The following is a 12,157-nucleotide window of genomic DNA, read 5'->3' as shown; positions in this document are numbered from 1 at the left end:
CTGACTCCGATTGAATATCGAAATCAGGCCTTACAAGCCGCTTAACCGAAATGTCCAACTTTATGGGGTCACATCATGATATCGGCTTTGTTATTTTTTGGGAAAGCACATAGCCAGAAAAGTTATAAAAAATAATGTTGGTATTGTGCGTAAATATTTTCACCAAGGTAGTGTGGCACTTTAAAAGAGTGGTCATCAATACTTAAAAAACTGTAGATGTCGTCTAGTTCATCTTCTTCTTTTAAAGAAATTGCAACCATTTTCCAGAGTTGCAGTTCGTGAGCAGGAGGAATCTTAGCAATAAATTTTTCGTTAGCACCTAGCGTGATATTTAATGTAGCCATATTAATATCCTTATCCTTGTTATTTTATGGTGTAAGAAGAATAGTAATTAGATGCTTATTAGCAATTATTTATACCTATAGCGTTATCGAGATCTCATTTTTTACTTTTCGTTATTTATTTCTAAGTGACTAATTTGCGTAAAAATGACAGCAAATAATTTAGACACATTATTCTTGGTTATTTATTGTTCGCGCTTTGCTCTAAAAATAAACGACAAAACGATATGATTGAACTCATGGCTTATTTGTCAGTCTGATGATGGCAAAGAAAAGCTTTTAATTAGATTGGGCATTATCGAATGTTGGGATCTATATTCGTATTATTTTAAGTTCACGCAACTGTGTGATTTGTATTAAGCAATAGAGAATGACTTCATGCATGAAGAAATGATTGGCTTAACCATTGCGGGTCTTGGGGTTTTAGGACTGAGTTGTCAATGGTTAGCATGGCGAATGAAATTGCCAGCGATTTTATTATTACTGATGGCGGGGCTGCTCATTGGTCCTGCGACAGGGCTATTTAATCCCAATATTTTATTTGGTGATTTGCTGTTTCCTTTAATTTCATTATCCGTTGCGGTCATTCTATTTGAAGGTAGTTTGACGCTTAATTTTGATGAAATTAAACATGTTAGGCGCAATGTAAAAAGTATTGTGACAGTCGGTGCAATCATTACATGGATGATCACCAGTGCTGCGACACACTATTTATTGGATTTTAGCTGGTCACTGGCATTACTGTTTGGCTCAATGACAGTCGTTACAGGGCCAACAGTAATTGTGCCGTTATTGCGCACAGTACGACCGCAAGCGAAATTGGCGAATATTCTGCGCTGGGAAGGGATTCTAATTGACCCAATCGGTGCGATTTTCGTGGTGATTGTGTATGAATTTATTGTTTCAAGCAGCACAGTACACAGTTTAGAAGTCTTCGGTTTAATGTTGCTGGTAGGGCTCGTTGTTGGCGGTGTTGCAGGTTGGTTACTGGCGCATATCTTACGTCGCCATTTATTACCTGAGTACCTACAACCATTTGCGGTATTAGCGCTAGTATTAGGTGTGTTTGCAGGCTCTAACGCACTCGAATCTGAAGCGGGTTTATTGGCTGTAACAGTAATGGGTATGTGGTTAGCCAATGCGAAGGATGTGAATATTCAGCATATTTTGCACTTTAAAGAAAACCTCACCATTTTATTAATTTCAGGTCTGTTTTTGATTTTGGCTTCACGCATTCAAATGACGGATTTTCATGCCCTAGGTTGGGGAGCATTAACACTGTTTGTGGTGATCCAGTTGGTTTCTCGTCCAGTGTCGATTCTCGTTTCAACTATGTTTAGCAAGTTGGAAATCAAAGAGAAATTATTCCTCGCTTGGGTGGCGCCAAGAGGTATTGTTGCCGCAGCGATTTCTGCATTATTTGCGTTAAAACTATCGAAAGACGGAGTGGAAGGTGCAGATCTTCTGGTGCCATTAACCTTTATGGTGATCATTGGTACCGTTGTACTGCAAAGTTTGACTGCACGCCCAATGGCTAAATTACTCGGTGTTGCAGAGCCATGTCCGAAAGGCTTCCTATTAGTAGGAGCTAATGACGTAGCGCGAAAAATTGCATTGGCACTGCAGAAGTACGATTGCCGTGTGGTACTGACGGATTCTAACTGGGACTACATTCGCGCAGCGCGTATGGCTGGATTAGAAACGTATTATGGTAATGCGGTATCAAGCCATGCAGATGAATATCTTGATGTGATTGGTATTGGTCACTTATTAGCAATTACGCCGGATAAACACTTTAATGCCGTAGCAACGATGCACTTTGAAAGTGATTTTGGCAGTCGTAATGTATTTCGCTTAAATGGTCGTCGCCATAATAGTGGCTTAGAGAAGCATTCAGCATCACAAGCGCACAGTGGTACAGCTTTGTTTGGTGAGGACATCAGTTATAAGAAATTAGCGAGCTTGATGAACCAAGGTGGTGAAATTAAGCACACTAAGTTGAGTGATAACTTTACGTTAGAAGACTACTACGCACAGTATAAATCGAGCCAATTGATCCCAATGTTTGCTGTTGATCCAAAAGGGTTCATTTATACCTATACGGTAAATGACGAATTTGTGGTGAAAGCAGGGTGGACGATTGTGTCATTAATTAAAGAAGTGAAACCGTTAGAAGAAGCAAAAACAAACGCTTAGAAAAGGCTTCACTACGATAAATATAAAGGCACGGTTAACGTGCCTTTTTTTATATTTGTTGTGTTACTATTTCGCGCTCAGTTAAATAAAATAATTGGTTTACCGTGAAACAAAAAATAAAAATGTTTATAAAAAATAAACATTTACTCTTCGATCTCGTTATTTCTCTTTTGTTAGTTATATTAACTACCACAGCAATGGGAGCCCATCATCGTAATTACCTGTTAACTATTGTGGTTTATTTTGTTGGCTTTGTGATTGCTGCGGGATATAAGCGTGTTAAATATGGGCTACTTGTACCACTGTTGGTTATTAGTTGGCTATATTTACCGGTAGGGATGATTTATGGTTCACCGAATATTGGCTCTGTCGCTTCCTTATTTGATACTAATAAGCAAGAAGCATGGGAATTTATTACCAATATTCCATCCGATGTTATTCCATGGTCTGTGAGTTTATTTGTTTTAATTGTTATTTTTTCTTTTAAAAAGACATCTTACCAATTAAAACATGACATCCCATTATTAATTGCTGTAGCACTGTTGTACTTCTCGCCATACCATCATTTCTTTGTTCGTGGCTATAAGTCTGTAACGGACTATTTTGTGCAAGAGAAAGCGTTAGAAGCCGCTTTTTCTCATAAAGTGAACTTAGCCATTGAGCAAGTAACCCCGAAATACCAGAACTATGTGTTAGTGATTGGCGAGAGTATGCGTCGTGATTACATGTCGCTTTATGGTTACCCAACGCAAACAACACCTTATTTAGATAAAGCGAATGGATTGTTTGTGAATGGCTATATTTCTACTGCGCCGAATACAACGACCTCATTGCCACGCACTTTATCGTTAAGCCAAGGGTTGACGTTTGAGCCAAATATCAATGTGATCAATTTGGCTAACAGTGCGGGGTTTAAAACCTATTGGTTATCTAACCAAGGCAAAATGGGGCGCTATGATACGCCGATTTCAAAGTTTGCAATTCTAAGCAATGAAACGCACTTTTTGAAAAATGGCAGTTTTAATGGCTCGATTAATTATCAAGACTCTGACTTATTACCTGTATTTAAACAAGCATTGTCAGAGAAAACGTCTGAGCATAAATTAATTGTGGTGCATTTAATGGGATCACATGCCAAGTTCTGTCGTCGAATTAAACACGATCAATTTAACTTAAAAGATAAACAGCTTTCTTGCTATTTAACGACTTATCGAGAATTTGATCAGCTAATGAAGAAGATGGTAGGGATCCTCAATGATAGTCAGCAATCTTATTCGCTGTTGTATTTTTCTGATCATGGCTTAAGTGATAGCCATAGCAAAGGTAAGCCGGTTTATTTAGTCCATGGTCCGGATCATAAATCGAATTATGAAGTGCCATTTTTTATCTTATCTAGCGATAGTCATCAGCATATATTGCTCAATAAACCCATGAGTGCTTATCACTTTTTATCGCTATTTTCAGATTGGACAGGGATCAGATCTAAAAAGCTAACACCGCTATCTATCGATCAAATTCACGATAAAAACATCAAAGTGTTTAACTATACCAAGATGGTTGATTTTAATGCGTTAGCCCCCGATCCTGCGGTAAAAATATAAAGCTAGTTTAGTGCGATAAGTGACAACAAAAAAGGCAGAGTACGTATTGTGCTCTGCCTTTTTTATTGAATGTCTGTTATTGAGTACAGCGCTTATAGCGAGACAAAAAACAAGATCAGCACTGGGACTAATAAACTTAAAATAAAGCCACTCACAATGGCGACAGGCACACAACGAATGCCGCCTGAGCTTTGGATAACAGGCAAAGTAAAGTCCATTGCGGTTGCGCCAGCATAACCTATCGCAGTGTTAGGGTAGCGCTGTATTAATAGCGGTATTAATACCAGCGCTAACATCTCTCGTAGTAATTCATTAAGCAGTGCTGCACCACCTAACACGCTACCTAAGCTATCACCAATTAAGATGCCTGCCAGTGAATACCAACCAAATCCAGATGCCATGGCTAAACCGTGGTTGATAGGTAAATCGAGCAGTAGTGCTGCGATAATACCACCACAAAAAGACGTCACAATCATCACGAGAGCAATGGTCGCCCCTTTCTTATTTAGCACGATTTGCTTGAGCGTCATGCCACTATTACGCAGCTGAATACCAATAAAGAACAGCAGTAGTAATAAAATAATCTCACTGGCTTGTGATACCCAAGATAGATCGATATTGAGTAATAACCCTAGCAACAAACCGCCAGCGACGACTAACACCAATTTAAGTGATTCAGCCATCATATGCAGGATAGGTAATTTATGTTGCTTATGATCCGATACGGTTGGCATAAAGCGATCGATCATTGGCAAAACAAACAGGTTACAAGTACTGATGCAGCCAAAAAAGGTCAGAGTGTAGAGCAAAATTTGGTTGAGGTTTTGGCTGAGATTATCGAGTCCTGCAAGGCTTAATCCCATTAATGCCAAGATCAATAAGACTAAACGACTGGTTTGGACATTAATAAAGTTAAGGATCTTCTTACTATGAACGGGTATGAGGTAACCAATCACAAGCGGTAAAAAGATCAGTAAAAATCCGGAGAACATAGTATTCCTAGCTAATGGGCAGTTGAGGTTAGTGAAGGATCATAGCGTGTAATCAATAACTTGTATGAGTAAAAAGCACCAGGAGATCGTTACAGATTGTAAAAGCTAAACGGTTTTTTTACTAAATTATCGCTGCAATATTAAGCCATTTTTTCAAAAAACACGCAATAAATATGGTGATGTATTAAGCGTTATGATTTGTTCATGAACGATTTAAATGCATGAAGTGACGTAAACATTGACTGATTATATTTGTATTAAGTTATTGATTTTATGTGGTTGTTTTTGTTGTTTTTGTTGTTTAGATTTAGTTTGAATCAGATCACTAAATAAAGCCGCAACATGCCATTATTTGCTAGCACATTCACAAACTGAATTATTTGATGTGATCAACTTAAAGTTAAGGGATTTATCTGGTTTTTTTTAGTAAATCTTTAACTAATACTTTGTCACAGTTAAGGGGCGAGGAAACAATGAAAAGTCGATGCTACTTTTGCAAAACAAGGAATGCTTCCGACAGCTCAGTTAGGTATCTGCGCTTTTTATTTAGCTAAGAATGTAAACGTTTCCACTTTGTAGGTCATCACTACAGCGTGAGAAACAATAATTAAAAATCAAATAAATCCAATAAATCAAGGCCTTACTCTGTATCCTACACCACAAGTAAGCGCTGTAGTTGCCATTATTAACGTGCTTTATAGCGGAGATTCTTATGTCTGACTCCAAACGTAATACCATAGGTAAATTCGGCTTATTGTCGATGACCTTTGCTGCGGTCTATAGCTTTAATAACGTCATCAATAACAATATTGAAATTGGTTTATCTTCATCGCCAATGTTCTTTATTGCTACTCTGTTCTACTTTGTCCCTTTCTGTTTGATCATTGCAGAATTTGTATCTCTTAATAAAAACTCTGAAGCTGGGGTTTATGCGTGGGTGAAAAGCTCACTGGGTGGTCGCTGGGCATTTATGGCAGCGTATACATACTGGTTTGTAAACTTATTCTTCTTTACCTCTTTATTACCACGCGTTATTGCCTATGCGTCTTATGCTTTCTTAGGTTATGAGTACATCTTTACTCCAACCACAACGACGATTTTAAGTATTGGTCTGTTTGCATTCGCCACTTACGTTTCAACCAATGGCGCGAAGATGTTAGGTCCAATTACATCAGTGACGTCATCGTTTATGTTGTTCTTAACCTTGTCTTACATGTGTCTTGCAGGTGCAGCTGTGATGGGCGGTATTCAACCTGCCGATCCAATCACGGTAGAGGCATTAACACCACAAATTAACTGGGCGTTCTTTGGTGTAACTGCATGGATCTTCATGGCAGCAGGTGGCGCAGAATCGGTATCGGTTTACGTTAACGACGTGAAAGGTGGTCATAAGTCGTTTGTGAAAGTGATTATTTTCGCAGGTCTATTTATCGGTGTGCTTTACTCAGTATCATCAATTTTGATCAACGTGTTCGTTGAGCGTGAAGCGCTGAAATTTACGGGTGGCTCAGTACAAGTCTTTGAAGGTATGGCGACTTACTTTGGCTTACCTGAAATGTGGGTGAATCGCTTTGTTGGTGTCGTGTCATTTACTGCAATGTTTGGTTCATTACTGATGTGGACAGCGACACCGGTGAAAATCTTCTTCTCTGAAATTCCAAAAGGCATTTTCGGTGAGAAAACCGTAAAACTAAATGAAAATGGTGTACCAGCACGTGCAGCATGGGCGCAGTTCTTTATCGTGATTCCACTACTAATCGTGCCTATGCTGGGTTCTGATACGGTACAAGATTTGATGAGTACTGTGATTAATATGACAGCTGCAGCTTCAATGTTACCGCCGTTGTTCATCATGCTAGCTTACTTAAATCTACGCTTGAAATTGGATCACCTAGAGCGTGACTTTAAGTTTGGCTCACGCATGACGGGTATTGCGATGGTGTCAGTGTTAATTGCTATCTTCACTGTGGGCTTCTTAGCGTCAACTTTCCCAACCGGTGCAGATATCATGACGATTATCTTCTACAACGTGGGTGGTATTGTGATTTTCCTTGGTTACGCATGGTGGAAATACAGCAAATACGAAAGATCACTAACGGTTGAAGAGCGTCAATTAGAAGCGAAAGCCGCAGTACAATAAGTGTAAAAATAACGCGTAATAACAACACTTAAAAACAGCCACTGACCAACATCAGTGGCTGTTTTCGTTGGTGTTGTTTAAATATTTTTTGATGTCACAAAGTCAATAAATAAAGTGTGATCAAGCAGTGTAATAGCAGCATATTTGATTGTTTGTGTAAGCGTTTCCATTACACTATTTCTATTAATTAGTAATCTGTTATATAAGGGAAAATTAAATGGAAACAGTTTCATACGGTGACTTCGCAAAATTAGATATTCGTGTGGGTAAGATCATTGAAGTGGCACGTCATAGCAACGCTGATAAGCTTTACATCGTGCAAATTGATGTGGGTGAGAAAACACTACAAACCGTGACCAGCCTTGTACCTTATTACACAGAAGAAGAGTTAATGGGTAAACAAGTAGTGGTGTTATGTAACTTAGCGAAAGCGAAAATGCGTGGTGAAACCTCTGAATGTATGTTGCTTTGTGCTGAAACAGACGATGAATCGGAAAGCGTACTGTTAACCCCTGAACGTTTAATGCCTGCGGGTGTGAAGATTGTTTAATGCTTGAGTGGCTACAGATGATATGAGTCTACTGTTTGTAGCCACTTTTTATATCAGCAAATAGAAATATCACTAATGCTTGGAAATTCATTGCGTTGTAACGGTTCACACGGTTAAATGAGCGCAGTTAAACAAAGAGAGCAATTATGGCAACCATTAAGGATGTCGCTCGTGAAGCTGGGGTGTCGATTGCCACTGTCTCGCGGGTGATCAACAAGTCTCCAAAAGCAAGTAAACAATCGATTGAAGCCGTGACTAACGCAATGAAACAGTTGGGCTATCGCCCCAATGCGGCCGCTAAAGCGTTAGTGCGACAAAATACCGATACCATAGGTGTACTGGTGGGGGATGTGTCAGATCCTTTCTTTGGTACTTTGGTTAAAGCTGTCGATGTTGTTGCTCATCAACATGGTAAGCATATTTTGATCGGTAACGGATATCACAATGCTGACGATGAACGACGTGCCATTGAACATTTAATCAATAGTCGTTGTGATGCGTTAGTGATTCACGCTAAAGCATTAACTGATGAAGAGCTGATTAACTATGCCAACGAAGTGAAAGGCTTAGTGATCATTAACCGTCATATACCTGCTATTGCTGAGCGTTGTATCTCTCTTGATAACCATAAAGGTGCGTATTTAGCGACCGAATATTTGATCCGTCATGGTCATACGCACATTGCATGTATTGCTTCTAATCATGATATTGAAGATGCCAGTGAACGTGTGCAAGGTTATTTAGATGCGTTAGCGGATAACAATATTACGTTATCAGGCAGTTATATTGAAAAAGCCATTCCTGATAGCGATGGTGGTGAAACTGCGATGGTAAATTTGATCACTAAATCATTACCGATGACGGCATTAGTGGCTTATAACGACTACATGGCAGCTGGCGCATTAGCAGTGTTACAAGAAAATGGTATTCAATCACCGCAGAAGATGTCGCTGGTGGGCTTTGATGACGGCTTAATTGCCCGTTACACCACTCCAGGGTTAACAACAGTGCGTTACCCTATTCAGATGATGGCAGAAAAGGCTGCTAATCTCGCATTAGCATTGGCTGATGAGCAGGTAGTTGATACTGAAGCGATGCGTTTCTCTCCAACCTTGGTACGTCGAGGTTCGGTTGAACGATTAGCCTCTGAGTAGTGATTAACTGATTGATATAACAAAGCCGACATCATGTCGGCTTTGTTGTTTTCAGTGATGATGTTTAGTCTGACTTGCTGATGGTTAGCTGACTAAAAGCGATTAAATCCATTGGTTTATAGAACAGAAAACCTTGGAAATATTGGATCCCTAATGTTGTTAGTATGGCTGCTTGAGAGTCTGTTTCGACCCCTTCCGCGACTAATTCTAAATTCATTTTTTTAGCTAAAAATACAATACTTTCAACAAGGTGTGTTGATTTCTCCTCGTCTTTATCAAGATTATCAATAAAGCATTTATCTATCTTCAGGTAATCAAATTTATATTCTGTGAGATAGTGAGGAGCTGAAAAGCCTGTCCCATAATCATCGATTGCAAACTCTACTCCGTGTCGGCGATAAGCCTGCATTTTTTGCGGCGTATCTTCACGTATAAACGGGGTTGATTCTGTAAACTCCAACACTAAGCGGCAATGCTGACTTAAGCGTTTACTTAACGCATAGACCTTAGGCTCAAATAAACATAGTTCAGTTAAATTAAAGCTTAGTTTGAACGTTTTAGCGTTATAGAGCACAGAGCTATTGTGTATTTGCGCGAGCAGCGAACACGTCAGTAACGGCGTTAATTTTTCCTTCTCAATGTAAGGAATAAACAAATACGGAGGTACAAGTTCCCCTTTATTGGTGATCCAGCGAGCAAGAATTTCTGCGCCAATAATGTTGCCATCATGATCAACAATAGGCTGTAAATAAGGCTTAATTCTGTTGTTTTTAATTTGATATTTAACTAACTCATGTTCACATGTTTTACCTAAAAAATAGCCAAAAATGCACGATAGCAATAGCAAAACTAATAAGTAGCCTAATTTTTCATCAACAAAAACGACGAGTGCTTTTTTAGGATCCATATTTACATCAATGTTGACGTCGTTGAGGGTAAATTTACAGTGACATAACTTTTTAACGTTACTCATCACTTGATTTTCATCACCAAGGATCACGCCATTAAAGTTCACTTCTCCTTCACCGATCTTATTAAGGTAATTAAGCTGTAAAGGTTTAAAATAGACTCGAATAAAAGTCTCGTTATTTACTGCAAGCATATAGTAAATAATCGGTTTTTTAGAGATAGTACTTTTTAATTTGACATGAAAACCTGACTCATTCACATGCTCGGTATAGCGGTCACGAAGACCAAATGTACTAAATACAAAATAGTTCTTATGAATGACGGCAATACTGCTTATAGAGTTACTTTGTGCAACCAATGTTTTTAATGCGCTTTGCTCTTTTAATGTTGGAACCGTTAGCGTGGCAAACTGCTCTTTTAGCGTTTTTTTGATTGTTTTTATTGAGCCAAATTCTTTAAGCAGTACTTCTCTTTCTTTATCAATGACATGATCAATAAATCTGTTATACATAACAGCAGTAATGCTACTGAATACCAAGATAGAAAGCGCAATGCTGACGCATAGTGAAAGGGGTTTTATGGTTTTAAAATTCATTGGAAAACTACCTTATTGCGCCCATTTTCTTTTGCTTGGTACAGCGCTTGATCTGCAATTTTTATCGCATCATCTAATGTTGAGTTATGTGCCATCATGCCACCAATTGAAATAGTAAATTTGATGTCACTTTCGTTTTGGTTAGAAATTGCTTCTCGTAATTGATTCGCTTTTCTTTCTGCGATGTCTTTATTATCAATATTCAGTATTAATACGAATTCTTCGCCACCCCAACGGTAGAGTTGCTCTGTACTTCGGATATTACTTTTTATAATTGACGCTGTTTGACTAATTACTTGATCACCTACATCATGACCATAGGTATCATTGATGTTTTTGAAATGGTCAATATCAAAAATCAGAATAGATTTATTAGATAGTAATTTGTTTTTAAACTTATGCTCACCATAATCTCGACGATAACATTTAGTCATATTGTCAATTTGAATTAAGTTCATAATCGTTAAAAAGCATTTGACCAAAGCAAAGATAGCAATTGTTATCGAAAGAGAAATAAGTGCACTCCAAACCGTCATAACATCATAATCTATATATAAATGGATACTTTCATTATCCGTCGTTGTATTGACGTTTATGCTAGATAGAGGAAAGCTAAATTGGCTTTTTTCTGTGCTATATAGCGTAAACTGCTCTTTATTAAAGTCTTCAACCCAGTTGTTATAAATACTGCTTTTTACATCAAATACGAGCAGTGCGGATAATTTATGCGAAATATAAATCGGCATAAATATTGAACGGATCTCTTGATGAGTAAATTTCTCTTTATAAGGCAGCGTTAATTGTAATTTTGATGAGTCAAAATAATCGGTATAATTTTCAGGTACATTATTGATTGTTGATAACTTATGAAGTAGATCATGCTCGCTTTCATAGAGATCTTTGATATGTGGTATACGTAGTGGTGATGCATATAACACGTCTTGATCTGCGCCATCAATAACGGCTAATGTCCAATAGTCTTCATTAACCAGCTTTTTTAAGTTAATAGATAGTTGATGCATTTTTGTTGAAAACTTTTTAATAGTTCGAGCTTTAGAATTCATAACACCAACATTATTTATATGATGTATACCTTGCTCAATAAACACATACTCACTATTAATATAATGTTGAGTAAAACTGTGTAATTGGTCATAGACCAGATAGATCTTACTTCTGACAAAAGATGATAATTCTTTTTGTTTAATTTCATTTAATTGATAAATAAAATTAAACGAGAGAGCAAACAGCAGTACAAACGTAATAATGAATTTGAAAGTAATAGAGCTATTTTTAAATATCATCATAGGTATTGACTCTGGTTACGACCATTAGATTTTGCTTTATATAATGCAATATCAGCACGATAAATAGCTTGGTAGATTGACTCATCTTTCTTTTGTTCAGTCACACCTAACGATACGGTTACCATTTTGTGATCATTGAGTTGATATTGCAGCCCTTGTCTGATTTGTTCTGCTTTATTCATCAGTTCTACCTTACTGAGTTTAGGTAGAACGATAAGGAACTCTTCTCCGCCCCAGCGAAATACTTTTGTATTACTTTCACTAAGATAATTTAGCTGTTTGGCAATATGTTTAATAACGGTATCACCAATATCATGACCATAGATATCATTAATTTTTTTAAAATGATCAATATCTAATAAAATTACAGAC

10 protein-coding genes are annotated in these 12,157 nt (G+C 37.8%); 5 read left to right on the top strand and 5 right to left on the bottom strand.

The window, feature by feature from the left end:
- Positions 1 to 122: 122 nt before the first annotated feature.
- Positions 123 to 344, bottom strand: a complete 222-nt coding sequence (locus tag E5A76_RS04050; protein ID WP_053987542.1) for a hypothetical protein — start codon at positions 342 to 344, stop codon at positions 123 to 125.
- Positions 345 to 719: 375 nt separating this feature from the next.
- Between E5A76_RS04050 and E5A76_RS04045 the strand changes: the two genes are divergently transcribed.
- Complete coding sequence (locus E5A76_RS04045; RefSeq protein WP_053987543.1) at positions 720 to 2,537, top strand: cation:proton antiporter; 1,818 nt, start codon at positions 720 to 722, stop codon at positions 2,535 to 2,537.
- Positions 2,538 to 2,659: 122 nt separating this feature from the next.
- The gene (locus tag E5A76_RS04040; RefSeq protein ID WP_161118176.1) at positions 2,660 to 4,138 is read left to right on the top strand and encodes a phosphoethanolamine transferase; all 1,479 of its coding nucleotides are present in this window, start codon (positions 2,660 to 2,662) and stop codon (positions 4,136 to 4,138) included.
- 92 nt (positions 4,139 to 4,230) lie between these two features.
- Here the strand turns inward: E5A76_RS04040 and E5A76_RS04035 are convergent, their stop codons facing one another.
- The gene (locus tag E5A76_RS04035; RefSeq protein WP_161118175.1) at positions 4,231 to 5,130 is read right to left on the bottom strand and encodes a lysine exporter LysO family protein; all 900 of its coding nucleotides are present in this window, start codon (positions 5,128 to 5,130) and stop codon (positions 4,231 to 4,233) included.
- Between the two features lie 712 nt (positions 5,131 to 5,842).
- Here E5A76_RS04035 and E5A76_RS04030 point away from each other — a divergent pair.
- From E5A76_RS04030 to E5A76_RS04020, 3 genes are all read left to right on the top strand, one after another.
- The gene (locus E5A76_RS04030; RefSeq protein ID WP_053987546.1) at positions 5,843 to 7,270 is read left to right on the top strand and encodes an amino acid permease; all 1,428 of its coding nucleotides are present in this window, start codon (positions 5,843 to 5,845) and stop codon (positions 7,268 to 7,270) included.
- Between the two features lie 217 nt (positions 7,271 to 7,487).
- Complete coding sequence (locus tag E5A76_RS04025) at positions 7,488 to 7,820, top strand: tRNA-binding protein (RefSeq protein WP_008988677.1); 333 nt, start codon at positions 7,488 to 7,490, stop codon at positions 7,818 to 7,820.
- A 146-nt stretch (positions 7,821 to 7,966) separates the two neighbouring features.
- Complete coding sequence (locus tag E5A76_RS04020; RefSeq protein WP_161118174.1) at positions 7,967 to 8,974, top strand: substrate-binding domain-containing protein; 1,008 nt, start codon at positions 7,967 to 7,969, stop codon at positions 8,972 to 8,974.
- Positions 8,975 to 9,038: 64 nt separating this feature from the next.
- Here E5A76_RS04020 and E5A76_RS04015 read toward each other — a convergent pair whose 3' ends face one another.
- The 3 genes from E5A76_RS04015 to E5A76_RS04005 all read right to left on the bottom strand — a co-directional run.
- Positions 9,039 to 10,478, bottom strand: a complete 1,440-nt coding sequence (locus E5A76_RS04015) for an EAL domain-containing protein (protein ID WP_161118173.1) — start codon at positions 10,476 to 10,478, stop codon at positions 9,039 to 9,041.
- Positions 10,475 to 11,785, bottom strand: coding sequence for a GGDEF domain-containing protein (locus E5A76_RS04010; protein ID WP_161118172.1), 1,311 nt, complete (start codon positions 11,783 to 11,785; stop codon positions 10,475 to 10,477). Before E5A76_RS04010 ends, E5A76_RS04015 begins: the two co-directional genes overlap by 4 nt.
- The coding region (locus E5A76_RS04005; protein WP_161118171.1) for a GGDEF domain-containing protein at positions 11,782 to 12,157 on the bottom strand (376 nt) is incomplete at its 5' end. The genes E5A76_RS04010 and E5A76_RS04005, both read right to left, overlap by 4 nt.

Origin of the sequence: Photobacterium lucens (assembly GCF_009873615.1) — a bacterium.
Classification (GTDB): Bacteria; Pseudomonadota; Gammaproteobacteria; order Enterobacterales; family Vibrionaceae; genus Photobacterium; species Photobacterium lucens.
The sequence above is the reverse complement of the archived record's forward strand: the minus strand, read 5'-3'. Positions and strand labels throughout refer to the sequence as shown.